This window comes from Streptomyces pallidus (ex Mingjun et al. 2026) (assembly GCF_051550185.1).
In the GTDB taxonomy this organism is placed as follows: Bacteria; Actinomycetota; Actinomycetes; order Streptomycetales; family Streptomycetaceae; genus Streptomyces.
In genome coordinates this window covers 151,494-177,621 of record NZ_CP196182.1, presented here as the reverse complement: position 1 = coordinate 177,621, position 26,128 = coordinate 151,494, and the positions used below count along the sequence as shown (strand labels likewise).

Annotated in this window: 26 protein-coding genes; 11 read left to right on the top strand and 15 right to left on the bottom strand. The window is 73.3% G+C overall.

Going from position 1 to position 26,128, the window contains the following annotated elements:
• Positions 1–29 precede the first annotated feature (29 nt).
• On the top strand, positions 30–1,040 hold the full coding sequence (locus tag ACSHWO_RS35795) for an AfsR/SARP family transcriptional regulator (protein ID WP_438319490.1): 1,011 nt from the start codon (positions 30–32) through the stop codon (positions 1,038–1,040).
• A gap of 137 nt (positions 1,041–1,177) precedes the next feature.
• On the opposite strand, the gene ACSHWO_RS35790 is transcribed toward ACSHWO_RS35795, so the two are convergent.
• From ACSHWO_RS35790 to ACSHWO_RS35765, 6 genes are all read right to left on the bottom strand, one after another.
• On the bottom strand, positions 1,178–1,999 hold the full coding sequence (locus ACSHWO_RS35790; RefSeq protein WP_438319489.1) for a 4'-phosphopantetheinyl transferase family protein: 822 nt from the start codon (positions 1,997–1,999) through the stop codon (positions 1,178–1,180).
• Complete coding sequence (locus tag ACSHWO_RS35785) at positions 1,996–3,882, bottom strand: beta-ketoacyl synthase N-terminal-like domain-containing protein (RefSeq protein WP_438319488.1); 1,887 nt, start codon at positions 3,880–3,882, stop codon at positions 1,996–1,998. Before ACSHWO_RS35785 ends, ACSHWO_RS35790 begins: the two co-directional genes overlap by 4 nt.
• A 32-nt stretch (positions 3,883–3,914) precedes the next feature.
• Positions 3,915–4,706, bottom strand: coding sequence for a phosphopantetheine-binding protein (locus ACSHWO_RS35780; protein ID WP_361101714.1), 792 nt, complete (start codon positions 4,704–4,706; stop codon positions 3,915–3,917).
• 11 nt (positions 4,707–4,717) lie between these two features.
• Entirely contained in the window at positions 4,718–5,368 is a 651-nt protein-coding gene (locus ACSHWO_RS35775; RefSeq protein WP_385839466.1) for a ScbR family autoregulator-binding transcription factor, read from the bottom strand.
• Between the two features lie 88 nt (positions 5,369–5,456).
• A complete protein-coding gene (locus ACSHWO_RS35770; RefSeq protein WP_361101720.1) occupies positions 5,457–6,287 on the bottom strand; it encodes an AfsR/SARP family transcriptional regulator in 831 nt (276 codons plus the stop codon).
• Positions 6,288–6,594: 307 nt separating this feature from the next.
• Positions 6,595–7,215 carry a ScbR family autoregulator-binding transcription factor gene (locus ACSHWO_RS35765; protein ID WP_385839465.1) on the bottom strand — a complete coding sequence of 207 codons (621 nt, stop codon included), beginning with the start codon at positions 7,213–7,215 and terminating at the stop codon, positions 6,595–6,597.
• A 492-nt stretch (positions 7,216–7,707) separates the two neighbouring features.
• Between ACSHWO_RS35765 and ACSHWO_RS35760 the strand changes: the two genes are divergently transcribed.
• A complete protein-coding gene (locus ACSHWO_RS35760; protein ID WP_385839464.1) occupies positions 7,708–8,709 on the top strand; it encodes a ScbA/BarX family gamma-butyrolactone biosynthesis protein in 1,002 nt (333 codons plus the stop codon).
• A 34-nt stretch (positions 8,710–8,743) separates the two neighbouring features.
• Here ACSHWO_RS35760 and ACSHWO_RS35755 read toward each other — a convergent pair whose 3' ends face one another.
• Entirely contained in the window at positions 8,744–9,589 is an 846-nt protein-coding gene (locus ACSHWO_RS35755; protein ID WP_438319486.1) for an NAD(P)H-binding protein, read from the bottom strand.
• 134 nt (positions 9,590–9,723) lie between these two features.
• Between ACSHWO_RS35755 and ACSHWO_RS35750 the strand changes: the two genes are divergently transcribed.
• Positions 9,724–10,392: a ScbR family autoregulator-binding transcription factor gene (locus tag ACSHWO_RS35750; protein ID WP_438319485.1), complete on the top strand. Its 669-nt coding sequence runs from the start codon at positions 9,724–9,726 to the stop codon at positions 10,390–10,392.
• A 55-nt stretch (positions 10,393–10,447) separates the two neighbouring features.
• On the opposite strand, the gene ACSHWO_RS35745 is transcribed toward ACSHWO_RS35750, so the two are convergent.
• The 4 genes from ACSHWO_RS35745 to ACSHWO_RS35730 form a co-directional block, all read right to left on the bottom strand.
• Positions 10,448–11,917: an FAD-dependent monooxygenase gene (locus ACSHWO_RS35745; RefSeq protein ID WP_385839461.1), complete on the bottom strand. Its 1,470-nt coding sequence runs from the start codon at positions 11,915–11,917 to the stop codon at positions 10,448–10,450.
• A 194-nt stretch (positions 11,918–12,111) separates the two neighbouring features.
• Complete coding sequence (locus ACSHWO_RS35740) at positions 12,112–12,507, bottom strand: DUF6009 family protein (RefSeq protein WP_385839460.1); 396 nt, start codon at positions 12,505–12,507, stop codon at positions 12,112–12,114.
• Positions 12,504–14,108 carry a DNA primase family protein gene (locus tag ACSHWO_RS35735; RefSeq protein ID WP_438319830.1) on the bottom strand — a complete coding sequence of 535 codons (1,605 nt, stop codon included), beginning with the start codon at positions 14,106–14,108 and terminating at the stop codon, positions 12,504–12,506. The genes ACSHWO_RS35740 and ACSHWO_RS35735 overlap by 4 nt, the downstream gene beginning before the upstream one ends.
• A 26-nt stretch (positions 14,109–14,134) precedes the next feature.
• Positions 14,135–15,271 (bottom strand): bifunctional DNA primase/polymerase, encoded by a 1,137-nt coding sequence (locus ACSHWO_RS35730; RefSeq protein ID WP_438319484.1) that lies wholly within the window; start codon positions 15,269–15,271, stop codon positions 14,135–14,137.
• 1,116 nt (positions 15,272–16,387) lie between these two features.
• On the opposite strand from ACSHWO_RS35730, the gene ACSHWO_RS35725 reads away from it, so the two are divergent.
• Positions 16,388–16,588 carry a hypothetical protein gene (locus ACSHWO_RS35725; RefSeq protein ID WP_438319483.1) on the top strand — a complete coding sequence of 67 codons (201 nt, stop codon included), beginning with the start codon at positions 16,388–16,390 and terminating at the stop codon, positions 16,586–16,588.
• A gap of 52 nt (positions 16,589–16,640) precedes the next feature.
• Here ACSHWO_RS35725 and ACSHWO_RS35720 read toward each other — a convergent pair whose 3' ends face one another.
• Positions 16,641–18,008, bottom strand: a complete 1,368-nt coding sequence (locus tag ACSHWO_RS35720; RefSeq protein ID WP_438319482.1) for an AMP-binding protein — start codon at positions 18,006–18,008, stop codon at positions 16,641–16,643.
• Positions 18,009–18,250: 242 nt separating this feature from the next.
• Here ACSHWO_RS35720 and ACSHWO_RS35715 point away from each other — a divergent pair, with 242 nt between their 5' ends.
• The 4 genes from ACSHWO_RS35715 to ACSHWO_RS35700 all read left to right on the top strand — a co-directional run bounded on the left by ACSHWO_RS35715 (position 18,251) and on the right by ACSHWO_RS35700 (position 20,942).
• Positions 18,251–18,613, top strand: coding sequence for a YciI family protein (locus ACSHWO_RS35715; RefSeq protein WP_361101746.1), 363 nt, complete (start codon positions 18,251–18,253; stop codon positions 18,611–18,613).
• Positions 18,610–19,893 (top strand): RNA polymerase sigma factor, encoded by a 1,284-nt coding sequence (locus tag ACSHWO_RS35710; protein WP_438319481.1) that lies wholly within the window; start codon positions 18,610–18,612, stop codon positions 19,891–19,893. The genes ACSHWO_RS35715 and ACSHWO_RS35710 overlap by 4 nt, the downstream gene beginning before the upstream one ends.
• 198 nt (positions 19,894–20,091) lie before the next feature.
• Positions 20,092–20,475, top strand: coding sequence for an anthrone oxygenase family protein (locus ACSHWO_RS35705; protein ID WP_438319480.1), 384 nt, complete (start codon positions 20,092–20,094; stop codon positions 20,473–20,475).
• Positions 20,472–20,942 carry a GNAT family N-acetyltransferase gene (locus tag ACSHWO_RS35700; protein ID WP_438319479.1) on the top strand — a complete coding sequence of 157 codons (471 nt, stop codon included), beginning with the start codon at positions 20,472–20,474 and terminating at the stop codon, positions 20,940–20,942. Before ACSHWO_RS35705 ends, ACSHWO_RS35700 begins: the two co-directional genes overlap by 4 nt.
• Here the strand turns inward: ACSHWO_RS35700 and ACSHWO_RS35695 are convergent.
• The 3 genes from ACSHWO_RS35695 to ACSHWO_RS35685 all read right to left on the bottom strand — a co-directional run bounded on the left by ACSHWO_RS35695 (position 20,939) and on the right by ACSHWO_RS35685 (position 23,293).
• Positions 20,939–21,886: an AraC family transcriptional regulator gene (locus ACSHWO_RS35695; protein ID WP_385839455.1), complete on the bottom strand. Its 948-nt coding sequence runs from the start codon at positions 21,884–21,886 to the stop codon at positions 20,939–20,941. The genes ACSHWO_RS35700 and ACSHWO_RS35695 overlap by 4 nt on opposite strands.
• 94 nt (positions 21,887–21,980) lie before the next feature.
• Positions 21,981–22,823 carry an NAD(P)H-binding protein gene (locus ACSHWO_RS35690; RefSeq protein ID WP_438319478.1) on the bottom strand — a complete coding sequence of 281 codons (843 nt, stop codon included), beginning with the start codon at positions 22,821–22,823 and terminating at the stop codon, positions 21,981–21,983.
• 68 nt (positions 22,824–22,891) lie between these two features.
• Positions 22,892–23,293 (bottom strand): SgcJ/EcaC family oxidoreductase, encoded by a 402-nt coding sequence (locus ACSHWO_RS35685; RefSeq protein WP_385839453.1) that lies wholly within the window; start codon positions 23,291–23,293, stop codon positions 22,892–22,894.
• 58 nt (positions 23,294–23,351) lie between these two features.
• On the opposite strand from ACSHWO_RS35685, the gene ACSHWO_RS35680 reads away from it, so the two are divergent.
• The 3 genes from ACSHWO_RS35680 to ACSHWO_RS35670 all read left to right on the top strand — a co-directional run bounded on the left by ACSHWO_RS35680 (position 23,352) and on the right by ACSHWO_RS35670 (position 25,925).
• Positions 23,352–23,903, top strand: coding sequence for a flavoprotein (locus ACSHWO_RS35680; RefSeq protein WP_361101764.1), 552 nt, complete (start codon positions 23,352–23,354; stop codon positions 23,901–23,903).
• A 645-nt stretch (positions 23,904–24,548) separates the two neighbouring features.
• Positions 24,549–25,145: a dihydrofolate reductase family protein gene (locus ACSHWO_RS35675; protein WP_438319477.1), complete on the top strand. Its 597-nt coding sequence runs from the start codon at positions 24,549–24,551 to the stop codon at positions 25,143–25,145.
• Positions 25,146–25,361: 216 nt separating this feature from the next.
• Positions 25,362–25,925, top strand: a complete 564-nt coding sequence (locus ACSHWO_RS35670) for a GNAT family N-acetyltransferase (RefSeq protein ID WP_438319476.1) — start codon at positions 25,362–25,364, stop codon at positions 25,923–25,925.
• Positions 25,926–26,128: the final 203 nt, after the last annotated feature.

Sequence of the window (26,128 nt, the reverse complement as noted above, 5' to 3'; positions counted from 1 at the left end):
TCCCACCGGATCGCAGGGAGGAGTCACCCATGGAATGGGACGGTCACGATAATTCCGGCCTGGACTTCCGCGTCCTGGGCCCCGTCGAGCTGCACGACCACCGGTCGGGCGCCCGCACGGTGCCGTCCGGCGCCAAGCAGCGCGCCCTGCTGGCGTCCCTGGTCGCCCGGGCCGGGGAGGCGCTCTCCACCGAACGGCTCGTCGACGAACTGTGGGGGGACCGGCCGCCCGTGCGCGCCGCGAACGCCCTCCAGGCCCATGTGGCCCGGCTGCGCCGGCTGCTGCCGGACACCGGCGGGCTCCACGACGGGCCCCGGATCGTCACGCACCCCCTCGGCTACCTGCTGCGGCTCGGTCCCGCGAGCACGGACGCCCAACGCTTCCAGCGGCTCTCGGAGCAGGGCCGGGCGGCGGTCGTCGCCGATCCCGCGCACGCCGCCGAACTGCTGCGCCGGGCCCTGGAGCTGTGGCGCGGCCCGGCGCTGGAGGGCAGCGGGCGCGGCCCGATCTGCGCCCGGGAGGCCGAGCGGCTGGAGCAAGGCCGGCTGACCGCACTGGAGACGTTCTACGAAGCACGGCTGCGCGGCGCGCGGCACGCGGAGATCACCGAGGAGCTGGAGCGGCTGACCGTCGCCCACCCCACCCGGGAGCGCTTCTACGACCTGCTGATGCTCGCCCTGTACCGGTGCGGCCGGCACTCCGAGGCCCTCGGGGTGTACGAGCGGGCGCGGCAGCGGCTGATGGCGGAGATCGGCATCGCGCCCGGGCCCTCCCTGCGGGCCCGGATGGAGTCGATCCTGCACCGGGATCCCGGCCTCGGCTCCGATCCCGTTCCGGGACCGGAGCCGGTCGCCACCGCCGGACCGTACGCCCCGGCACCGGCCGTCGGCGCCCTCTCCGCCACCGGGGCGGGCGTATCGGACCTGGGCCGGGAAATCGTCCGGCTCCGGGCCCGTATCGACGCCATCGGCCGTGAGCAGGAGGAACTCGCACGCCGTTTCGCACTCCTGTCGCAGGAGGCCGCCGGTCCCCTCGGGTAGCCGACGCCGGGCGCGGCCCGAATGCGGTGGGGCGGCGTGCGTACGGAATTCCGTACGCACGCCGCCCCACCGCATTCGGGCCGCGCCCGGCGGCCTTTCCACGAAAAAGGATGCCGGGCCGGTTTCCCGGCCCCGGCTCACACTCCGGCGAATTCCGGCAGGACGAGGCGGCGCGGCGCCGCCCGCCCCCAGGGGAATCCGTGGTGCAGGTGGACGGCCGGCGGGGGGTCGGCGTCGACCTCCACGGCCACCGCCGCGAGCACCTCGGGCACCGGTTCGATCTCCAGGAACCGCCAGCGGGCCGCCGAGTCGTCGGCGGGCGGCCGGAAGGAGAGCACGCCCCGGTCTTCGGTCAGGGTGAAGGCGAAGGTGTCGAAGGGCAGGCCGAGTCCCAGGCCGCGGGCCTTGGAGTACGCCTCCTTCAGCGTCCAGACGCGCAGGGCGCGCCGGTCGCGCGGGCGTCCGGGCGCGGCGTCGGCGATCCACGCCTGCTCCTCGGGGGAGAACGTCACGACGATGGCGTCCAGGCCGCGTTCGCCGCGGTCGAGGCGCTCGACGTCCACCCCGATGCGCAGGCCCCGGGAGACGCCCAGCAGGTTGTAGGCATGGGCGTGGGAGAGGTTGAAGTCCAGGGTGCTGGCGCCGCGCGGCAGTCCGCCGGCGGGCGTCTGGAGGAACGGCCGCCCGCGCGAGGAGCGCCAGATGACCGCCTCGGCCTCGGGGATTCCGGTCTCCAGGGCCAGGACCCGGCGCACCAGGGCGTGGGCGACGAGGTACTGGCGGCGGTCCCGTTCGAAGAGGAAGCGGCCGGCCACCTCCTGCTCGTGCTCGTCCAGCCAGTACGAGGCCAGGGTGGCGGCGATGCCGGGGGCCAGGTCCTCGTTGGGGCAGAACCACAGGTTGACGGGGGCGGACCCGTTCTCCGCCGACCCGGTGGAGCCGGTGGACGGCGGGGTCACGCCTGCTCCTCCTCTGCCTCCGCGGCCGGAAGCCACAGCGGGGTGCGCAGGAACGCGGAGGGGGGCAGCGGCACGGCCACGGCTCCCGCACCGTGGGCCCGTTCGAGCGCGGCCCAGTCGACGTCCAGTCCGGCCAGCCACAGGCCCTTGAGCTGGTGCAGGTGCCCGGCCCGCCACAGCGCGGCGAGGTAGTGGTCCGTCTCGGGCAGGCCTCCCATGCCGAGGGGGTCGGCGCCGCCGTCCCGCAGGTCGCTGCACGGGCCGCCGTCCTGCACGAACCGTTCGAGGGCGCACATCAGTTCGACGGTGTCCGCGACGACGGCCGCGAACCGGCAGTCCATGGCGGCCCGCCCGGTGCGCAGGGCGCGGGCGAGCGCTGCGAGGTCGGGCAGCGGGCCCGGCCCGGCCAGCAGGGCGGCGAACCGCTGCGCGGTGGCGACCAGGTGGGCGGGGGTGGGCGCGGACAGCACGAACAGTTCGCCGGCGGCCGGGTCCCGGTCCGCGGGCTCCGCCGCCGCGGCGGTGGGGAGGTGTTCCTCGAGGATCACGTGTGCGGCCGTGCCGCCCGCTCCGCACAGTCCGACGGAGATCCTGCGGGGCGCCGTTCCCCCGCTCTGCCAGGTCTGTGCCTGGGCCCGGCCGGGGCCCGGCACCAGGACCCGGTGGCCCAGCTGGAGCACGGCCCTGGTGAGGGCCGCGGCCCCGGTCGCGGCTCCTGCCCCGCCGACGAGTGCGCGTACGGACTCGGCGTCCTCGCGGACGGCGACGGACTCGGCGTCCACGCCGGCCGCCCGCAGGGCGGCGCGCAGCACCCGCTGCCCGGGCCCCTCTGCCGGGTGGTTCCCGGCGGGGGCCGTGTCCGCGTCGTCCGTCCCTCGGGCCTGCGGGGAGCGGCGGCCCGGTCCGGCGGCGGTCGGGGCCGACGTGCCGTGGCCGACGGCGCTGCCGCGGATCACGCAGCGGACGGTGTCCCCGTCGGCCAGGGCCCGCGCCAGCGGCTTGAGCAGCAGCGCGCCGACGCCCTCGCCGGCGCCGGGGCGCCTGCTGGACGGGTGCAGCAGCAGCCGGACGCCGCCCACGAGCGCGGCGGCGCACTCTCCACCGCGCAGGGCGGCCACGGCGAGGTGCACGGCGACGAGCACGGAGGACTCGGCGGTGTCGACCGACTGGCTGGGGCCGGTGAGGCCGACCAGGGTCGAGAACCGGTTGGGCAGGCTCCAGTGGCCGCCGGGGGGCATCGGGTGCTGCCGCTCGGACGTCCAGGTCCGGGCTGCGAGCAGCACGTAGTCGGCGGTTCCGGCGGCGGTGAACACACCGACGCTGCGGGGGGTTCCGTCCGGGGCGATGAGGGCGTCGAGGCGGCCGCCGGTGCATCCGGCGTCCTCGAGGGCCTCCCAGGCCGTCTCCAGGAACAGCCGCTCCTGGGGGTCCATGAGGGCGGCCTCGCGCGCGTCGATCCCGAAGAACCCGGGGTCGAAGTCCTGTACGCGTTCCAGGTAGTGGCCCCGCTCGTCACCGGGCCGCCCGGTCGGCGGCGGCGCGTCGCCGCCGTGCCCGGTGTACATCAGGTCCCAGAAGGAGGCGAGGTCGGGTGAGTCGGGGTAGCGGCCGGCGATCCCGACGACGGCGATCGGCTCGGCCGGCCCGGCGCCGGCCCGGCCGGGAGCCGGGGAGGCCGCGGCGGGGGACGGCCCGCTCGCGACCGGTTCCGGTCCGCTGCCCGGCAGCGGAAGGGCCTCGGGTGCCGGTCCGGTGCCGGCGCCGGGGGCCTGTGGTGCGGCGCCCGCCGTGAGGGTGCCGGCGGCACCGGTCAGCAGCGCGGCCGCCTGGGCCCGGTCCAGATGACCGTTCTTGAACCGGGTCAGGACTTCCTTGTCGTCCACGTGGACGCGCTCCTTCTGCAAAAAAGACAGGTTCAGCTGCGGCGGGCGAGCAGCACCAGTGCCTCGTCGACGGTGAGCCGGTCGTCGCGGACCGCGTCCAGGAGGACGTCGAGGTCGCGCGCCGGGAGCGGCCGGGAGGCGGCTGCGGGCCGGGCGGCCGGGCGGGAAACCGGACGGAGCGGGGGCCCGGGCGTCCGGGCGGGCGCGCCGAACTGCACGGGTGCCCCGGTGCGCACGGCGATGTAGGCCGCCATCGCGGCGAGGTTGGGGTGTTCGTAGAGCAGCACGGCCCGCTCCTTCAGTCCGAAGGTGCGGTTGACGACCGCGATGAACTCGGCGCCCACGATGGAGTCCACGCCCAGCACGTGGAACGCGGCGGTGGTGTCGATGTCGCGGACGTCGCAGCACAGGATCGCCGCGAGGTGCTCACGCAGCACTTCCGCGATCTGCGGCGCCGCGCCGGCCTGCGGCACGGGGGCGGGCCTGGGGGCGGCGGCAGCCGGGGCGGCAACGGCGGGAGCCGGGACGGCCGGGGCCGCAACGGCGGAGGCCGCAACGGCCGGTGCGGCCGTCGTGCTGCTCGCCGCCCGCTTGACTTCCCGCGCGAACGACGCCGGGGTGGGGTGGTCGTACAGGTCGGTCGGGCGCACCCTGAGCCCGTACCGGGTGTTGACGACGGCGACGAACTCCACCATCAGCAGCGAGTCCAGCCCCAGGGACTGGAAGGTCTGATCGGGGTCGATCTTCTCGGGCTTGACCCGCAGGACCTCACCGAGCGCCCCGATGAGGTCCGTCAGTACGTCCGCAGGATGTCCATACGTCATCAGAGGCTCCTTCAGGCCTTCGGTGGCACTCGGTCACACGGTGCGGGCCCCGGCGCCCCGGCGGGGAGGTCCTTCCCCGCTCCCCCGGGCACCAGGACCGGCAGCAGCAGCGCCCACATCGCGGACACCCGCCGCTGGAGCTCGGAGTGGGGCATGGCGGTGCCTGCCATCGCCTCGATCCCGCAGGCGGCCGCGGCGACCAGCGATTCGACGCCGTCCCAGCGCTCCTGCACGGGCAGTTCGCCCGCGTCCCTGGCCTGCCGCAGCAGACCGCAGACGGCCGCGAGCCAGAACTGGTGGAAGTCGATGACGAGCTGCGGGAGGCCCGCGCACTCCCTGGTGATGCGGAAGCTGGCCGGGATCGCGGGTTCCTCGTGCAGGCTGCGGGCCAGCCAGTGGGTCGCTCCGACCAGCGTCCGCAGCGGGGACAGTCCGGATGCGCGCAGTGCGCGCACGGACTCGTCGAGCAGCGCGCAGCCGTGCCGCTGGACCGCCTCCGCCAGATCGTCCTTGGAGGCGAAGTGGAAGTACAGCGCTCCCTTGGTCACTCCGGCGGAAGCGGCGATCTCCCCGAGGGTCGCGTGGGCGTAGCCGTTGCGGCGGAACATCTCCGCCCCCGCGTGCACCAGCTTGCGGCGGGTCCGCTCCGACCGCTCCTGCACGGCGCCGCCCCCTCGGCCGCGGGTCCGGGCGTCTGGCCGGACTGCCGTACGGCCCGCGAGCGCGGGCCCGGTGTCGCGCGCACCCATCTCAGCCCACGTGGACGAGGTGCTCGCCGGTCGTCTCCGGGGCCCGCACGGGGACTTCGGGGCCGGCCATGAGGATGGAGCGCTGGAGCCTGCGCAGCGGCGCCGAGGGTTCGAGTCCCAGCTCGCGCACCAGGGTGGTGCGCAGCCGCTGATAGACGTCGAGGGCTTCGCCGCGGCGACCGGAGCGGTGCAGGGCGAGCATGAACTGGCCGTGCAGGTTCTCGTGGGTGCGGTAGCGGCTGGCCAGCACGGTGAGTTCGGCGATGATCTCCCGGTGCCGCCCGATCCGCAGGTCGGCCTCGATGCGCTGGTCGAGCGCGCACAGCCGGGTCTCCTCCAGGGCCCGGGCCTCCATGTCCAGCTGCGCGCCGCCCTGTACGTCGGCGAACGCCCTGCCGGACCACAGCGCGAGCGCCTCGCGCAACTGCCGTGCGGCGCCCGGGAAGTCTCCCGCGTCCATGGCGCGGTAGCCCATGCCGGCGAGCCGGTCGAACTCGCGGACGTCACTGGTGCCGCCGCCGCTGTCGAGCAGGTAGCCGCCGGGCAGTGTGACGAGCACGTCCTTGGCGGTGCGCCGACCTTCCGAGCCGCCGCTCCGCTCGAGCGCGGTCGCGATGAGGCCCCGCAGCTGCAGCACGTACGTCTGCAGCGTCGTCCGGGCGCTGCGCGGCGGAGTGCCCGCCCACAGCTCCTCGATCAGGGCCGAGACCGGAACGACCTGATCGGCATGGAGCGCGAGCAGCGCCAGAACCTGTCGCGGTTTGGGGGCGGTCGGCGTGATGGAGAACCCCTGCTCTCGAACCGCCAGTGCGCCCAGTACTTCGATGTCCACGCCGTACTCCCCTGTCCGTGGATTCGCTTGCCTCAGTAAAAAACAGGACAGGCGGTTTGTCAATACAAAACCGACCGGGCCGTTTCATTGCTTAGAGCACCTAACAAACTGTCACACATGGGGCCTGACCTGGGCTTTCGCCTTCAGGCTAGAGCCAGGACGCCCAACCAAGCCGAGCCCGCACCCCTCCAACATCCGGCAAAGACCCCCGAAAACAGACCGGAAGGTCTTCCTCAGTCAGGACATGCGAGCGCCCCGGGTCCTGAGCGCACAGGCGCACTGGACCCGGGGCGCAGACCGCGGTCCCTCAACGAGAACGGATGCCGTCCGCCTCCAGGTCGGCCAGGAGGGCCACCGGCACGAGGGTGGGCAGCAGCAAGTGCCAGAAGCGGGTGACGGTGGAGGCCGAGAGCCACTCGTCGTCCCGCACCGCGAGCACCTCGAAGCCGACGGTTGCGGCCACCACCGTGCTCCCCACCCCCTGGGCCGCCACCTCCGGGCGCAGCTCCCCCTCCGCACCGGCCTGCTCCAGCACCCCGTAGACCCACAGCCGCCAGCGCTCGCGCAGGTCGACCCGGGACTGCCGGGACGCCTCGTCGCTCAGCCGGAAGCCCGCCCGCAGCACCACGTCGCGGCGCAGCGCCGCGGCGAGCGCGTGGGTGACGTCCACGAGGAGCTGCACACGACCGCCCCCGGCGGGGCGCTCGACGTGGACGATGTCCAGCAGCCGGGCCAGCGCCGCCTCCTGCACGGCGTCCGCGAGAGCGACCTTGCTCGCGAAGTGGAAGTGCAGGGCCCCGTTGCTCACACCGGCCAGCGAACTGATCGTGGTGAGCGAGGCCACCGTGAAGCCTTCCCGATCGAACGTCTCGGCTGCTGACCGGATCAGGGCTTCGCGCGTGCGTGCAGCGCGCTCCTGCTTGACCATCGACTGCTCCGTCTGCGAGGTGGGGCCCGCCTCGGGGGGCGAGCGAGCCGGTGTGCGTGCCGCGGAGCGCCGCGAGGGAGCCGGTCGCCATGGGCGCCCCTCCCGCGCGTGCAGCCCCGGTCCGGCAGATAACGATAACAAACCGCTTGTGCGGTTTTTGCCTGAACCTGCCATCGGATTGCGACCGAAGGTGACGGCGAGCGCGCAGGAACCGGCGAGCCAGTTCCGCCGATCGGACTCAAGCGCCACTGGGGCCCCGCTGGTCGCTGCCAAGCGTCACTCTGGGTACGCCCACCGGAAGCAGTCCGAGGCTGACTGGAGGCCTCTGAGCAGGGAAAACGGCAAAATCGGAATAAACGTCTCCGCGCCCCATGGAAGCGGAGGCTCGACTACCACTAGAAATTAAACCGGTTGGTATGTATCTTTCCCGGCCAGAGGCAACAGCGAAGGCCCACCATGGCCTTCGCGCCAAGCGCAGCCCATGGGGGATCAATGTCTGCGAGCACGTTCCGAGTTGAGCGCACAACGGTCAACGACGGCCCGACGGGGGACGCCACGGCTCTCACCACCAAGCCGTACGACTTCCGCTTCCCTTCCCTAACCGTCACCGTTCCCAAGGAACTGGTGCACCGGGCCTCCGTGGCCGAGGTCCTCCTCACCGACTGGCGGCGCGTGGACGAGACCCACTTCGCCATGACCGCGCAGTGGCCCCGCGGCCACAGCTTCTTCACCCCCGTCGCGGGTGGCTTCCACGACCCGCTCATCGGGTGCGAGACGGTGCGCCAGATCGGGATCCTCCTCGGGCACGCGGAGTTCGACGTCCCGCTGGGCCACCAGTTCATCGTCTGGGACCTCGACCTCACGGTGCGTCCGCAGCACCTGCGCGTGGGATGGACGCCCGCGACCCTCCAGATCGAGGTCACCTGCTCGGAAATCAAGCGGCGCGGCAAGAACCTCTCGGGGCTCCGGATCGACGTGGTGTTCTGGCGCGAGGGGGACGTCGTCGCGACCGGAGGCGGTTCGTTCTCCTGCATGGCACCGGGCGTGTACCAGCGGGTGCGCGGCGAACACACCCTCGGCGGCGACTGGTACCAGCTCCCGCTCATCAGCCCGGCGGCCCCGCAGAGCGTGGGCCGGATGTCGCCCATGGACGTCGTCCTGTCCCCCACGGCCGCACCGGACCGCTGGCAGCTGCGGGTGGACACCCGCCACCCCATCCTCTTCGAGCACGCGGTGGACCACGTCCCCGGCATGGTGCTCCTCGAGGCCGCCCGGCAGGCCACGGCCGCCAAGCTGGGCCGCACCTCGTACCTCCCGCTGAGCATCGCCAGCGAGTTCAAGCGGTACGTCGAGCTGGACGCACCCTGCATGATCGAGGCCTACCGGATACCCGGGGCCACCACCGAGGACGTGGAAACCGTCCTGGTGACCGCCCAACAGGACGGGGTCCACGTCTTCAGCGCCACCGTCAGCGCGGGCCTGCACGGGCACTGACGACCCGCGGCGGCCCCGACACGGCGCCACGACCTCATTCCGGTGCGAAACTGCCCAGGTGATCGCTCGCCCAGGCCCTGAAGGTGCCGGCCGGACGGCCGAGCAGTTCGGGCACGGTGTTCTCCACCGCGGCCTTGGCCCCCTCGCGCTGCCGCTCCGCACCGGCCAGCAGGGCCTCGACGAGCTCCTGGGGATGGCGCCGCAGCAGCGCCGCGCGCGCCTTCTCCACCTCCAGTTCCTCGTACCGCAACGGGCGGTCCAGCAGCTCGGCGAGCTGGAGCGTCTGCTCGACCGCCGTGATCGCCTCCGGCCCGGTCAGCACGTACGTCCTGGCCGCGTGCCCGTCCTCCGTGAGGGCCCGTACCGCCACCTCGGCGACGTCCCGCGGGTCCACGCAGGAGTTGGCCGATGCCCCGTACAGGGCCCGTACCACCCCGTCCGTACGGACGGAGGCCGCCCAGGAGAGGGTGTTGGACATGAACGAGCGAGGCCGCAGCAGCGTCCATTCCAGTCCGGAACCGCGCAGCAGGTCCTCGTTGACGCGTTGCCACCGGGTGATCGCGTCATCCGCCCCGGCGTCGGCGACCGCCGCCGCGGAGAGCTTCACCACCCGGCGCACACCGGCCGCACGCGCGGCCCGGAGGATGTGCCCGTCGTCCTCCCCCACCCGGTTGGTGACCAGGAACACGGATCCCACACCTCTCAAGGCACGCCCCAGTGACCGGGAATCGCCGTAGTCGCCGTACACGACCTCGGCCGTCCCGGCAGCGCCCGTGACGCGGGCCGGCTCTCTGGCCATGAGGCGAACCGCCAGGTCAGACGGAAGCCGACGGATCACCTCCCGGCCGATCGTCCCGGTGGCGCCGGTGACAAGAATCATGACTTCCTTCCCAACCTGACTCATTTCTCGGCCGTTATCGGCTGCGGACAGTTACCCGCTGTAAGATACGAACTGGGCGGTTTTTTTACTGGTCGATACATGCAACAGACCCCTGGGAAACGGAGGGATGCACCGTGGCTGAGCAAGTCCGAGCCATCCGCACACGGCGGACGATCCTTGCGGCGGCGGCCAAGGTCTTCGAGGAGAACGGTTACCAAGCGGCCACCATCTCCCAGATCCTCTCCGAGGCAGGCGTGACCAAGGGCGCCCTGTACTTCCACTTCCAGTCCAAGGAGGACCTGGCCCAGGGCGTGCTGGCCGAACAGGACCAGCGCCTGATCGTCCCCGGCCGGGCCTCCAAGGTGCAGGAGATCGTGGACGTGGTGATGCTGCACGCGTACCGCCTCCAGACCGATCCCATGGTGCGCGCCGGGGTCCGCCTCTCCATGGACCAGCTGGCGGACGGCCTCGACCGCAGCGGCCCGTTCCTGCGCTGGGCGGAGGTCGGCAACGACCTGCTGGCCAGGGCACAGGCCCAGGGCGAGCTGCTGCCCCATGTCGTCCCGTCCGAGACGGCCGACGTCATCGTGGGTTCGTTCGCCGGAATCCAGTCCATGTCCCAGGCCGTCTGCGACTACCGCGACCTGGTGAGCCGGGTCTCCGCCCTGATGCGCCACCTGCTCCCGAGCGTGGTGGTGCCCTCCGTCCTCGCCTCCCTCGACCTCGCCGACACCCGGGGCGCCACGGTGTACGCCGAGGCCGTGAAGGCGCTGGACGAGCTGGAACTCTCGGCCGCCAGCTGAACCGCAAGCTGAACCGCCGGCCGAGCCGTCGGCGGGCCCGCGCCCGCCGCCCGCGTCACGGGCCGTGCGCACGCACGCGCGCGGCGAAGTACAGGGACAGGGCGGCGGCCAGTCCGCCACCGCCCGGCGCGGCCCAGGCGACGTAGCCGTCGGGCCTCACCAGCAGGGCACGGTACGGCAGTTCGGGTGCGGGCAGGGCCCGGACCACGTTCAGGACCCCCTCCCGGTCACTGACCCCTTCAACGGGCCCGTCCCCCTCGTCGCCCAGGAGCAGGAGCAGCGGACGGCCGTCCTGCAGGAGCCCGATCACATCGGTCGGACCGGCTTCCGTGCTGAGCGCCGCGTTGTACAGGAACGTTCCGGTTCCGGCGGTGGAACACCCGGTGTGGTCAGGAAGCACCGTGTCCTGGGCACTGACCACTCCGCTGAGGTACCCGGTGTCCCGGTCCGTGCCCAGCAGGCCGGCGAACACTTCCCGCAGGGAGTCCGGTTCCGGCCCCGGCCGCATCAGCGCGAGCTGGGCCCGGGTGTTGTCGACGACCCGCCGGGCCGCCGGCCGGCGCTCCGCGTCGTAGGTGTCGAGCAGGCCCGGGCCCGCCGCGTCGCGCACCGCGAGCGCGAGCTTCCAGCCCAGGTTGAGGGCGTCCTGCACTCCGGTGCTCAGGCCCTGGCCGCCGATCGGGAAGTGCACGTGCGCCGCGTCGCCCACAAGGAAGACCCGCCCGGCCCGGAAGCTGCGGGCCAGCCGCGTGAAGTCGCTGAAGCGGCTGAGCCAGCGGGGCTCCCCCATCGCGATCTCGCGCCCGGCGATCCACGCCACTTCCCGCCGCAGCTCCTCCAGGGTGGGCTCCCGGTGCCGGTCGGCGTGGGCGCCCGCGCAGCTGAGCGTACGGACGTGGGTGCCGCCCGACGGGTCGGTCCTGGCCACGATCCAGCCGCGGGGCGTGCGGTGCCAGCCGTCGGCCAGGGATCCGGCTTCCCGCAGCGTGACCGTTCCCGCCAGCGCGGCCACCGTCGCCGCGTGGGTGTCCGCGGCGATGCCCGCCTGCTCCCGGACCGCGCTGCGCGCCCCGTCCGCCCCGACCAGGTACCGGGCGGTGACGGTCACGGGACCCTGCGGCCCCTCCGCCCGGACGGTGACCCCGTCGCCGTCCTGGCCGGTCCCGGTGACCCGGTGCCGGCGCAGGATCCGCGCGCCCGCCTCGCGGGCCCGACGCTCGAACAGCCGTTCCAGCTCCACTTGGGGGCGCTTGAGGATCGGCTCCGGTTCGCCCGTCGGGGCCGTGATGACGAGCCCGGGCAGGCCGGCGAAGTGGAAGGGGCTGCTGCCGCCCGTGTACGGGGACGCGTCGGGCGGCAGGTGGCCGCGCCGGGCGAGGCCCTGCACGGCTCGGGCGTGCAAGGTGGTCGCCTTGGGCTGCTCGGACGGCTCGGCCCGTGCTTCGAGGAGCACGGTGTCGACCCCGTACCCGGCAAGTTCGGCCGCGAGCAGCAGGCCGACCGGCCCGCCCCCGACGATCGCCACATCCGCCTGCACCCTGCGTCCCCCTGTCGTGCCGTCCCCGGCACACGCGAACGTGGCAGGGCAGCGGTCTCCCCCACGGCATGAACCTGCCAACGGCCAAAAATATACCGGTTGGACGGTTCTTTTGTAACGGCGGCCCGCTCCACCCCGCCCCACCCGCCGCAGGGGCAACGGCCCGTCGGGGGGTATACCCGCTACGCCTGTGGGCCGCCGTGCTGCAGCGCCGATGAGCGGGGTCCGCCCTCGGACCGCTCGGTCTTGCGGCCCTTGCTGCCCGGCGCCAGTGTGCGCGCGTCCACGGCCTCGGCGGGCGCCCCCGTGGCGTACAGCCCGTCGGGCGCGCTGTCCCGGTCGTGCGGGAGCAGCCAGAACACCCGCCGCCGGAAGGTACCGGAAGAACGGGACGGCTTGGCCCCCGGCCCGAGCAGGGCGTAGCCGACCATGCGCCCGTCGCGGTGGTAGGCGGGCCGTCCGCGCCGGGTCGGCAGCCGGTCCAGGCTCTGCCGGACGTAGTCGAGGCCGCTGACGTCCTCGAGCCAGACGAGTTCGACCTCGTGGACGATCTCGTCCTCGGTGATGAGGGCGCTCATGCGGTCTCCTCGTGGGCGAGCAAGCCGATGCCCGGGTAGTACTTGCGCTGGTTGGAAAGGATCATCTCCTTGGGCGACGCGAGCCCCACCGTTTCGCGGACGCGGGCGGCGAACCCCCGCGAGGAGACGGGCGGGGCGCCCTCGTTCTGGCACCACCCCCGGTAGGCGGCGTAGAGCTGCGCCTGCTCCGCCCGCAGGTCGGGTGCCAGTCGGCAGGCCTCGCCGAGGAACCGGCCGGTGTGGTCCTCGGTCTCCGCGTACGCGGTCGTCGCGATCCGTACGCGTTCGGGCCCGGTGAGGTCCTTGTCGCCGCCGAGGTAGCGGCAGGCGCCCCGGATGAGCCAGTTGAGGATGCCGGGGCCCTCCTCGGTCACCAGGATGTCCGCCAGGTTGTCGATCTTGCGGTCGTCGGAGACGACGCGCTCGAACGGGATCAGCCTCATGCGCCGCCAGAACGCGAAGCCGCCGGTGCCGACCTCCGGGCGGTGGTTGCCCAGCAGCCACAGCTTGTGGGTGGGTTCGAAGCTGAAGAAGTCCTGCCGCATGCGCCGGGCCTTGATCCGGTCGCCGCCGGTCAGGAGCTTGACGCGGGCCTCGTCGAACTTGTCGCCGGGCTTGACCTCGCTGCACACGATGACGCGGCGGCCGTGCAGTTCGGCGAGGTCGGTGGGGTGGCCCTCGTACGGGCGGGCCATCAGGAAGCCGGGCGGCGCGGCGTCCGCGTAGTCCCCGAGCAGCTTCATCAGCACGTCGAGCAGGACGGACTTGCCGTTCTTGCCGGAGCCGAACAGGAAGGGCATGACCTGGCCGCCGACGTCGCCGGTGATGGAGTAGCCGAGCAGCAGCTGGAGGAAGCCCCTCATCTGCGCCCCCTCCGGCCCGTCGCCGAAGGTGTCGGTGAGGAAGCGGTCCCAGCGGGGGGTGGGGATCCCCTCGGGCGCCACCGTGGTGGAGCGGGAGTGGAAGTCCCGGCCGGGGACGGGGGCCCGCAGGTGCCCGTTGTACAGGTCGACGATGCCGCCCGGGGTGCACAGGGCGTACGGGTCTGCGTCCAGGCGGGCCGCGTTGAGGATCATGCCAGGGGCCGACTTGGCCTGGGCCAGCATCGCGTTGATACCGCTGGTGCTGAGGGCGCGGCGGCGGTGCTGGCTCAGGGCGGAGGGGGTGTGGACGCCCTGCGGGTCGGTGGTGGCGATGGACTCGGCCAGGTCCCCTGCCGCCCAGAGCACGGTGTCGTCCTCGTCGACCTGCCAGCGGGTGCTGTCCCAGCGGTACCAGCCGAGGCCGGGGACGTGCCGGTAGTCGTCGGCGTACAGCTTGACGAACAGTTTGGCGTTCCCGCGGTCGGTCAGGGTGTCCGGCAGCAGCCCGTGGGCCGTGACGGTCCCCCCGACGCCCGCCGGGGACGCGGAGGCGGTCGGGAACACCACCGCAGGGGCCGCCTGCACCGCAACGGGGGGAACGGCCGGCGGCACGGCCGCGATCGTGGCGGCCGGGACCGTCGCGGCTGTCGCGGCCGGGGCGGCCGGGGCGGCCGGGGCGGCCTGCAGCGCGAGGATCTGCTCGGCGACGGCCCGGGCGTCGAAACCGCCCGGCTCCATGACGGGACCCGTCTCCTGATCGGGGGTCACCGGCGGCCCCCGCGGAGCGTCAGCGGACGGCGCAGGCCCGCGCCCAGACCGCCGCTGATGATCGCACCGTAGCGCCGCTCCTGGCCCGGCCGGGCGTACTCGGCGGCGGCGCGGAGCGCCCGCGCGGCTTCGGCCTCGGTGAGCAGCCCTGCGCCGACCAGCCCGCCGGCGGTGTACGCGGCACGGTTGAGCTTCTCGGAGAACGCGGCCCCCTCCGATACGGCGGCGCAGTCGGCCACCGCGGCGAGCACCGTGGACAGGACCCGGACCGGACCACCATCGTGGCCGTCGCGGCCCCCGCCGCCGCCCAGGGCGGCGGCAACGGCCTGCCGGGCCCTGGGAGGTACGGGTCGCGGGGCGGGCACGTCGGCGGGCGGCAGGTGCCCGGTGCGCTCGAGTTCGCGGGCCAGCCAGCCGGGCAGCGGCGCGGGTCCGCGTACGCCGCCCACGGGCGTGTAGGCGCCGGCCGCGGTCACCGTGCCGGGGGCGACGATGTAGCCGCCGTGCGCCCGTACGTCGACCTGCCAGGCCAGCGCGCGGCCGGTGCCGGAGCCGGTGGAGCACTGCCAGCGCTGGTCGCGCCGGGCCCGGTACCAGACGTGGAGCCCGCCCGAGGGGGTGCGCACGCGCAGGGTGGCGGTGTCGTGCGCCGGGTGCTGCTCGCCGCGCAGGGCCGCCAGCACGCCCAGGGTGTGGAAGCCGTTGGCGAGGCCGGTCAGGTCGACCTCGTCGGGCACCGGGATGCCCGGCAGGAGCCGGCTGCGGTCCGGCAGGGGCCGTTCGTGCGCGTCGATGTCGATCACGACGAGGCCGGCGGAGCCGCAGGCGACGCCGACCCCGAGGCCGGGGTCGGTCTGCCACCAGCGGACGATCCGGGAGAGGTCGAGGGTGGCGGCCCGGAAGCCGTGGCACCAGCGACCGGACCGCAGGCAGCCGCAGTCCCGATGGCCGTGGCCCGGGGCACGGCAGGCCCCGCAGTTGGCCACGGGCGTCTTGCGGCCCGCGGCCAGTGGGTGGACCGGCCAGCCCTGGTCGGCGCACCAGCGGGCAGTGGCGAAAGAGCGACCGACGGCCTCCCGTCGGAAGGCGTACTTCCTTGAGTCGCTGGGTGAAACGAGCAGCTCAGAAGCCATTCCCATCCCCTGTCAGCGACTGAAGCGACTCAATGACGGACATACGTTAGCGAAGGTCGGCGCCACAGGAACCCCTTGAACCCCATGAGCCCCAAAAGCCCCATGGCACGCGGCGGATGGCCCGCGGTACGGGAAGACCTCCGGTAACGGCGACCGGCCACCCTTCGGTCGCTGTCACAGTAGCTCGAAAAAACCACAGGTCAGAGCCTTGCGTCGAGCCGAATAGCGACTGAAGCGACTCAAGTTCGCCATCTATGACGCACGCACGCGCACGCTGGAATGTCTTCATATATCCGAACCACGGGTCGCTTCGGTCGCTGCACCCGCCCAACACCCCACCTGACCTGGGGATTTACCCCCGCGATCGGGTAGCTACCCAGCGATCGGACGGTCGCTGCACCCGGTCGCCGCCCCCGACCCCGCTCCCTCCCCCACCGCGGGCCCCGAGGGCGCCTCGAGCGGGACCCCAGCACGCGTCGAGTCCCCTCCGTACGCACACGGCCCGCCCTCCCGCTGGACGTGCTTCCGAGCGGCCCGTTCCTGCGGCCCCGAGCGAAGGCGCGCGGCCGCCTCCCGCATGCTCGGCTCCCACGCAGAGGCCGCGGGACCGCGGAGCCCGCAGAGGTCCGAGGGCCGAGAAGGCGATCCCGGATGCCGGCCGCGTTTCGACCGCAGCGACACCCGCGAGGTCGAGACCCCTCCTGCCGGCTCACCACCGTCGCGGCACGGGCCCGCCCGAACATGCTCCGCTCGCGCGGGCCCGCCGCGCGGAACCACTGAAAGTGCTCATGCTCGTGGGACTGGCGCTGCTGGTGGTGTTCGAGTGACTTCCCCTGCCGAACGGCCCACGTTCCTCCTGCACGACGTGGTCGACCTGCCGGTCGACGGAACGGCGCCGTTCCTCGACAGGACCCCGGCGACCGCACGGCGGCTGCCCCGCCGGCCCCGCCGCCGGGGTTCCCGCAGCTGCAGCGCGACGTCGTCGAGACGTTCTTCGCCGCCTCCCGGGACGGGTGCTTCCAAGCGCTGGCCGCCGTGCTCCACCCGGACGTGTTCCTGCGTCCGACGACGGCACCGGGCACGCCGCCCCGCGTGGTCATCGAAGGCACCGAGACCGTGGCTTCACAGCCGCTCACGTTCGGCCGGCGCTCCTCGGTGGCCCGCCCGCCGACCCGGGTCAACGGGTCGCGGGTGCGGCTGGTCATCGGGGCGGCCCGTCCACGGTCGGTCATGGCGTTCACCGTCACCGGCGGCCGCATCTGCGCCCTCGGCGTCATCGCCGCCCCGGCGCAGGCCCAGCGCACGGGGCCAACGTGAGCGCACGGGGCCGGCCTCGTGCGACGGCCGGCCCCGGGCCACCACGCCCCGCTCAGTGCGCCGCGCCCTCGCCGGTCTCCCCCGCCAGCAGCAGCTTCTTCTGCGGCTTGCCCATGGCGTTGCGCGGCAACGAGGCGACGAACCGCACCTCGCGCGGCCGCTTGTGCACCGACAGGTGCGCGGCGACGAAGTCCGTCAGTTCGGCTCCCGTCACCCCCTCGGCGACGACGAACGCGACGATCCGTTGCCCGAGGTCGGTGTCCGGGACGCCCACGACCGCGGCCTCGCGCACCCGCGGGTGGTCCAGCAGGGCGTTCTCGATCTCCCCCGCGCCGATCCGGTAGCCCCCCGACTTGATCATGTCGATGGAGGCCCGGCCCACGATCCGGTGCACCCCGTCCGCCGCGTCGACGGCCGCGATGTCGCCGGTACGGAACCAGCCGTCCTCCGTGTACGCCGCCGCCGTGGCCTCCGGCCGTCCCAGGTAACCCTGGAACAGCGTCGGCCCGGTCAGCTGGAGTTCCCCGATCTCCGCGCCCGGCTCGGCCGCGATCCGGGTGCGGATGCCCGGCAGCGGCGTGCCGACCGTCCCGGGGTGCACCTCTCCGCCGGCCCGCCCGCTCACCGTGATCAGCGTCTCCGTCATCCCGTAGCGTTCCACGGGCCGCAGCCCGGTCAGCCGCTCCAGGTCCCGGAAGACCGGCGCGGGCAGGGCCGCGCTGCCCGACACCAGCAGCCGCGCCCCGGACAGCGCGCCGGCCGCCTCCGGCTCGGCCGCGATCCGGGACCACACCGTCGGCACCCCGAAGTACAGGCTGCCTCCGGCCGCCGCGTACGCCTCGGGCGTCGGCCGCCCGGTGTGCACGAGACGGCTGCCGGTGCGCAGGGCTCCGAGCACGCCGAGCACCAGTCCGTGCACGTGGAACAGCGGCAGCCCGTGCACGAGGGTGTCCTCCGCGCTCCACTGCCAGGCGTCGGCGAGGGCGTCGAGGTCGGCGGCGATCGCCTCGCCGGTCAGGACGACGCCCTTGGGCGCGCCCGTGGTCCCGGAGGTGTACAGCACGAGCGCCGGATCCCCGGGCCCGCCGCGCGGGCCGGTGTGGGTCGCGGAGCCCGGGGAACGCCGCGCGAAGTCCACGTCGACGACGACCGCCCCGGAGTCCCGCAGGATGTGCTCCCGCTCCGCGGGCCCGGCATCCGGCGGCAGCGGTACGAACGGCACCCCCGCGAGCAGCCCGCCGACCGCCGCGGCGACCGTCTCCAGCGACGCCGTCGCGGTCACCGCGAACGCCGGCGCCCCGGCCACGTCGGCGGCCACCACCCGGGCCGCGGCGAGCAGTTCCTCGTACGAGGCGGTCCGCCCCGCGACGCAGATCGCGTCCCTGCGGTCCCCGTACACCCCGTCCAGTGCGGTCAGCACGCCCTGCCTCCTGTGATCACGTCACGTCCCCTCACCCGGCGGTCCGGGAGCCCAGGCTAAGCCGCCGGGGGTGGCCTGGTGCGGCCCCCGGCCCTAAGTTGATCATCATCGGGGCCGGCGCAGCGGCTCGGCGAAAAAAGTTCAGGAAATTTCGCCGCCGGATGTCGAGACCCCTCGCGCCGCTCCGACCGAAGGGTGAGAGCACGCCGAAGGGGCGCGCACGACGGGAAGGACACCCGGACATGAAGTACGTCGCGATGATCTACGGCAACCAGGCCAAGTGGGACTCCTTCCCCGCCGAGGCCTGGCCCGAGGCGATCGCCAGGCAGGACGCGTTCAACCGCAAGTACCGCGAGAGCGGCCACCTGATCGGCGCCTACGGCCTCGCCGACGCGGCCGCCGCCCAGCTCGTACGCCGCGAGAACGGCGCCCCGGCGGTCACCGACGGCCCGTACCTGGAGACCAAGGAGTACGTGGCCAGCTTCTACCTGCTCGACTGCGAAAGCCTGGAGGAGGCCCAGCGGATCGCCGCGGACATGCCGTTCGCCGATGTGGACCCCGTGGAGCTGTGGCCGGTGCTGCACGAGGCCGCGGCGGACCTGTGACCCGCCTGCCCGCCCTCCCCCGCGCGACCGAGGGCCTGCTGCGCGAACTGGCGCCGCAGGTCCTCGGGGCCCTCGTCCGCCGCCACGGCCGCGGCGCCTTCGACACCTGCGAGGACGCCGTGCAGGAGGCACTGCTCGCCGCGGCGACGCGCTGGCCGGAGACGGGGCTGCCGGACAACCCGCGCGGCTGGCTGGTAACGGTCGCCTCCCGCCGCCTCGTGGACGAGGTGCGCAGCGAGGCGGCCCGCCGGCGCCGCGAAGACGCGCTGGCCCTGGCCACTCCGCAGGCCGCCCTGCTCGCGCCCGCCGCCGACGCCGATGCCTGCGCGGACCGGGACGACTCGCTCGCCCTGCTCTTCCTGTGCTGCCACCGGGACCTGTCGCCCGCGAGCCGCATCGCGCTGACGCTGCGCGCGGTGGGCGGCCTGACCACCGCGCAGATCGCGGCCGCGTTCCTGGTGCCCGAGACGACGATGGCCCAGCGCATCAGCCGCGCCAAGCACACCGTCAAGGCGTCCACGGCGGCCCCGGCCCCGCCGCCGGGCGGCGCGGAGCGCGCCGAGCGGCTCGCCGAGGTACGGCACGTGCTGTACCTCGTCTTCAACGAGGGTTACACCGCGACCGGCGGCCCCGACCTGACGGCGCCCGAGCTGTCCGCGGAGGCGATCCGGCTGACCCGGATGCTGCACCGCCTGCTGCCCGACGACGCCGAGACGGCCGGCCTGCTCGCCCTGATGCTGCTCACCGACGCCCGCCGCCCGGCGCGCACCGGCCCGCTCGGCGAGCTGGTGCCGCTCGCCGAGCAGGACCGCGGCCGCTGGGACCGCGCCCTGACGGCGGAGGGCCTGGACCTCGTCGCCCGTACGCTGCCGCGCGGCGAGCCGGGCCCGTACCAGGTGCAAGCCGCCATCGCCGCCGTGCACGCCGAGGCCGGCGACGCCGACGCGACCGACTGGCCCCAGATCCTGGCCCTGTACGAGCTGCTGGAACGGTTCGGTCCGAACCCGATGGTCACCCTCAACCGGGCGGTCGCCGTCGGCGCCGTCCACGGCCCAGCGGCCGGGCTCGACCTGCTGGCGCGGCTGGAGCAGGACCAGCGCATGGCCGGCCACCACCGGCTGCTCGCGACCCGCGGCCACCTGCTGGAGCTGCTGGGCGAGCAGCGGGCCGCCGCGGACGCCTTCCGCGCAGCCGCTCGCCGCACGAGCAGCGCGCCCGAGCGGCGCCATCTCACCGAACGCGCACGGCGCGCGGACAACCCGACCGGAGGCCCCCGGTGACGTGGAACGATCGGCTGCCGCCGGCCGTCACCGGCCGCCGACGATTCGACCATCAGCAGGGGGAAGCGAACGTGGAATCCGCAAGACTCGCCTCACCGATCTGCCGCTCCGACGACCGGACCCTGATCAAGGTCATGCAGCGCATCAACACGGCCATCACCAACGGTCGCCGACGGCGGCGGATGGTCCGGGGCGACCGTGGCGACGGGGGCCGCCCTCGTCGCGTACGTCCTCGCGCTCGGCGTCACCGGACGCGTCAACATCCCGCTGAACAACACCCTGGAGCAGGCGGGCCCGGTCGACCGGATCGCCGACCGGGCGGCCGTCCGCCGCGTGTTCGAGTCGCGGTGGGTCGCCGCGAACCGCTGGCGCGCCGTGCTGTGCACCGTGGCCCTCGGCTGCCTCACCTGGGCCGTGTCCTGGTCTGAGACGGGGGGGCACGGTGAAGGAGCCGGCGAGGGCCGCCGGGTCGCCCACCGCGGCGACTCACGACGGCGGCCGGTGCGCCCTCCCCCACCACCGCGCGGCCGCTGGGAAACGCCTGCGGGCCCGGCCCCCCGACTCGCTAGGCTGCGATCATGAACGCCTCTGCCCTGCGCCTGGAACCCGTCACCGCCGCCAACTTCGACGCCGTCTGCGCGGTCCGGGTCCGCCCCGACCAGGAGCACCTCGTCTCCCCCGTGGTCAAATCCCTCGCCGAGGCCTACGTCCACGGCGGGGTCGCGTGGCCCCGCGCCGTCGTCGACGGTGACACGGTCGTGGGGTTCGTCATGGCCTTCCTCGACATAGCCTGGGACCCCGAGCGCGATCCCTGCGACGTCCGCTCCGGCATCTGGCGCCTGAACATCGATGCCGCCCACCAGGCCAAGGGCTACGGCCGCTTCGCCGTCGAGGCCGTCGCGGAGGAACTGCGCCGCCGCGGGACGTCCCGGGCGTTCGTCACCTGGGAGCCCGGCCCGGGCACCCCCGAGCCGTTCTACCGGGGCCTCGGCTTCGCCTTGACCGGCGAGACCAGCGGCGGCCAGACCGTCGGCGTCCTGGACCTCTAGACCGCGAGGGGTGCGGCCCGGAACTCCTGCGGGCTGACCCCCCGTACCCGCTTGAACGCCGCCGACAGGGCGAACGCCGAGCCGTACCCCACCCGCCGCGCCACCGACGCGACCGTGGCGTCCGGCTCGCGCAGCAGGTCCGCCGCCACTGCCAGCCGCCACCCCGTCAGATAGGCCATCGGCGGCTCCCCCACGAGCTCGGTGAACCGCCGCGCCAGCGCCGCCCGCGACACCCCGGTCCTCTGGGCGAGCTCCGCCACCGTCCAGCCGTGTGCCGGGTTCTCGTGCAGCAGCCGCACCGCCCGGCCCACCACCGGGTCGCTGTGCGCCCGGTACCAGCCCGGAGAGCCGGACGCGGGGTCGGCGAGCCAGGTGCGCAGCACCCCGATCAGCAGCAGGTCCAGCAGCCGGTCCAGGACGAGCTCCTGGCCCGGCTCGTCGCGGCTGATCTCGGAGGCCAGCAGGCCGATCAGGGTGGTGTCGGCCGCGGCCGCCGGCCGGACCAGGACGGCCGGCAGCGCGTTCAGCAGCCGCCGCCCGACCTCGCTCGGCTCCAGGTAGGTGCCGCTCAGCATGACCGCGGCCCGCTCGTCGGGGACCGGCGTGCCCCAGGTGCGCAGGTCGAGGTCCAGGGCGTTGCCGAGGTCCTTGCCGTCGGGGCCGCTGCACCGCTGTTCCTCGTCGATCGTGACGTGCACCGGTGTCCCGGGCGCGTCCGCGATCGTGTACGGCCGTGGCCCCCGTACAAGGGCCACGTCCCCGGGACCGATCGGCACCGGCGCACCCCCGTCGGGGAGCAGCCAGCCCGACCCGCGGACGAGGGTGAGCACCGTGAGCGGGGCCCGGTCCTCGATCCGCACCGCCCACGGCGGGTTGAAGACCGACTTGAGGAGGAGCGCCCCGCGGGCCTTCGGCCCTTCGAGGAGCCCCGTCATCATGTCCACGACCCCATCCTGCCCCACACGGTCGCGGCGGTCGCAGCGGTGAAAGCGGTGGTGGTGAGAGCGGTGGGAACGGTGGGAGCGGTGGTTGCAGCGCTCACACGTCCCACACCCCGGTTGCCGCCGCGTCCCGTGCGTACGCGGAGAAGTCCCGCGGCTCCCGGCCGAGCACCTCCCGCACCCCGTGCGCGATCTGCGCGTTGCGCCCGTCCCGGAGCATCTCGAACAGCTCGGCGAACTCCTCCGGCACGTCCTCCAGCTCCCGCAGCACCGCCCGATACGCCTCGTCGGAGACAGGCACGTACGCGATCTCACGCCCGGTCGCCTTCGACAGCTCGGCGGCGACCTCGGCGAAGCCCATCAGCCGCGGCCCGGTCAGCTCGTACGTCCGGCCGATGTGCCGGTCGTCGGACAGTGCGGCGACGACCACGTCGGCGATGTCGTCGGCGTCGACGAACGGCTCGACGGCGTCCCCGGTCGGCAGGGCGATCGTGCCGGCGCGCACGTCCTCGACGAAGATCCCCTCGTCGAAGTTCTGGGCGAACCAGCCGGCCCGTACGACGGTCCAGTCCGCCCCGGAATCCTTCAGCCGCTCCTCGGCCCGCTGCGCCCCCTCCTCGCCCCGGCCGGACAGCAGCACCAGCCGCCGCACCCCGGCGGCGACGGCCACCTCCGCGAACGAGGCGATCCGCTCCTCCGCGCCGGGGAACCCGAGGTCCGGGTAGTACGTCACGTACACCCGGTCGACCCCGTCGAGCGCCGCGGCCCATCCCTCGGGCTCGGTCCAGTCGAAGGCCGGCTGCCCGCTGCGCGACCCGACCCGTACGGCCCGGCCCTGCGCGGTCAGCCGCTCGACCACACGCTTCCCCGTCTTGCCGCGCCCTCCGATCACGAGCACGTCACTACTCACACCCTGCACGTTCTTCTGTGTCTCAGCCATGCCCCCAGTCAAGCCCGCCGCTCCCGAGACGGGCCATGGCCGAGACCCTCACTCGCATACGCGAGCGTCTACCCCTGCCGTACCTCGGTGTTCTGGCAGGCCGTCAGCAGCCACGGACCGCTCTCCCCCTCCTGCGTCATCACGTACAGCGGGACGCCCTCGCTCACCACGTCCCCCGCCCCGCTGCGGTAGACCTGGTGCACCTTCACGGCGGCCACGTCCGGCCGCAGGAACTGCACGTGTGCCACCTCGTACGTGACCTCGCCGTCCCACTCGGCCGACGGCAGCACGGCCCGGGTGAACTCCGCGATCGCGTCGAACCCGATCAGTACCTTGCCGTGCCCCGTGGTCCACAGGGCGTCGGGGTGGAACAGGGCGAGGAACCCCTCGGCGTCCTTCGCCCGCTGGGTGCGCTCGACCTCGTTCACGACCTCTGCAATGGCCTCCAGGGCCTTCATCTGCTCGCTCATGGCACGATCGTGACGCCTCAAGTGTGGTTGAGGTCAAGGAATGTGATCACATGTCGGTATGACCCGCACCAAGAGCCTCTACCTGCTCTGCTCCGCCGCCCCACCCGTCTTCGACGTGGCCCACGTGATCGAGGACGCGCAGTCCCGCGGCTGGGACGTCTGCCTCGGCCTCACCCCCATGGCCGCGCACTGGATCTCCCAGAGCCTCGACGGGTTGGCGGCCCTGACCGGCCACCCGGTGCGCTGGCAGTACAAGCTTCCCGGCGACCCCGACGTCTGGCCGGCCGCGGACGCCCTGCTTTTCGCCCCGGCGACGTTCAACTCGCTGAACGCCTGGGCCCTGGGTCTGACCGACAAGTTCGTCCTGGGCGTCGCCGCGGAGGCCGTCGGCAAGGGCACCCCGGTCGTCACGATGCCCTGCACGAACGCCGCCCTGGCCGCCCACCCCCAGTTCGACCAGTCCCTGGCCACGCTGCGCGGGGCCGGCGTCACGGTCCTCTACGGCGAGGACGGCTTCGTCCCCGGCCCGGCCGGCGTCGACGCACCGCCGCACTTCCCGTGGCAGCTGGCCCTGGACGCGGTGGACGCCACCCCCGCCCGAGACCATTAACGCCGTTAACGCAAGGCCCGGGGCAGGGGCCGGCCCGGCGAGGCCAGACGCAGCAATCCACTGGCGGCCCCGCCCCGGACAACCACCGCATCGACGGCAGGGTCGGCCAGGGGCCCACCAGGCGACGCCGGGCCGAGAAGCCCACCGAGGCGGGCCCCACCGTTAACGCCGTTAACGCCCCCACCCGAAACCGTCCCATGGCACGAGGCCCAGAGCAGCCCGCACCATTAACGCCGTTAACGCCTCCTGCCCGCCCACTGGCGGGGGCCGCTCATGGCTTCGAGCGGCGCCACCTCCCGTAGCCGTGTCTCACGGTCTCCACGCCTCGGGCGGATCGCTGCCGCAGAGAACGCAGATGAAGTCGTCCTCACGCACGATGTTGTGCTCCCCACAGCCGGGGCAGCGCCGAAACACCACTTCGTGGGTGAAGCCCGTCGGACGGCCGAGCCCTCCCCCGCCGGTCGCTCAGCGACCCATCTCCCGGAGTCAGCCGCCGGGCTGATTCGGCACCCGCCACTGCCGGGCCGGACCCCGGCCTTCACATCAGCCGGCCCGACGTACGAGATTTGGCGGCACGGTGTTCGCGCCGGGTCGACGGATACCATGATCACTCAGCGGCCTCGCACCCAACCGAAGGGACCCGGCATGCGCAGACTCGTCCACTACATCGCCACCACTCTTGATGGCTTCATCGCGGGCCCGGACGGCGGCGACCCCACCGGTCCCAACGGCTTCTGGCCCATACCGGAGGACTACATACAGCACCTCGTCAACGAGTACCCGGAGACGCTGCCCGTCCAGGTTCGGCAGGCTTTGTCCGTCACGGCGGAGGGAACGCACTTCGACACCGTGCTGGAGGGGCGGCGCGCCTACGAGATCGGTCTTGCGGCCGGCATCACCGACGCCTACCCCCACCTGCGCCACCTGGTGTTTTCTCGGACCCTGACCGAGAGCCCGGACCCGGCTGTCGAATTGGTCGCCGACGACCCGGTGGCGACCGTGCGCGAACTCAAGCAGCAGGAAGGCAAGGACATCTGGCTCCTGGGCGGCGCCGAGCTCGCGGGCTCCCTGTACGCCGAGATCGACACGCTCATCCTCAAAGTCGGCCCGCTGACCATCGGCAACGGGATCCCGCTGTTCTCCCGCAAGGCTGTCTTCGACCCGCGCACCTGGAAGCTCGAAGACCACACCGTCCTCGGAAGCGGTGCGGTGTTCCTCACCTACACGCGCATCGGCAGCTGAAGCCTCCGGATGGGCGGCGTTGTGGAGGCCGGGCCGGGCGCGCTGCCGTCAGTGAGACTGGTGCGGGTTCGCTGAGACACCAAAGCGAGTGGGCTCCGGAGACCGTGCTCCAGGCTTCGACGACTGCACCGTTAACGCCGTTAACGCTGCGGCCCCATCCCAGGGCGCCGACGCAACCCGTGCATCCCGTTGCAGCGAGCGGTCTACGGGACGATCATGAACATCATGATGCGGCCCAGGCAGATCATCGAGTGCGGGGACTTCGTCCTGCGACGCTGGCGGGGACAGAGCGACTTCGAGCTGGCGTTCAGGTTGATCGGCGAGTCGTTGGACCACCTGCGGCCCTGGATGCCATGGGTCGCCCGTCACAGCGCGGAGGACACCCGAGCCTTCCTCGCGAAGTCCGACTCGAACTGGGACAGCGGGGACGCGTACAACTACGCCATCATCAACGACGGCACACCCATCGGCATGTGCCAGAACGCAAACGGGACCGACCCCCAGAGCCGGCGCCTGGGGTACTGGCTGCACCCTGCCGCAACCGGTCAGGGCATCGCGACGAGAGCGACAGCGGCCATGGTGGCGGAGGCATTCGCCCAGCCGGACCTGCAGTACCTGGAGATCTCGCACGACCTGGCCAACGTCTCCAGCGGCGCCGTACCGCGACGGCTGGGTTTCACCGAAGTGCGGCGTGAGCAGGCAACGCCGCCCGCAGCACCCTCGGACAGCGGGATCAACGTGGTCTGGCGGCTGAACCGTCCTGCGCCGACCCACCACTGAGGCGAGAGGCGTGGGAAGCCGCGGCCTCACGAACACCCCGTAGACCGGGCAGCACCGTTAACGCCGTTAACGCCCTCCTCGCGCATGCCCCGTGGGCACGCCCCGCCCGGTTCCGACACAGACCATTAACGGCGTTAACGCCCGCGGCGCTCGCGCACCCCGAACCCTCACGCGCACCGCGCACCATTAACGCCGTTAACGCT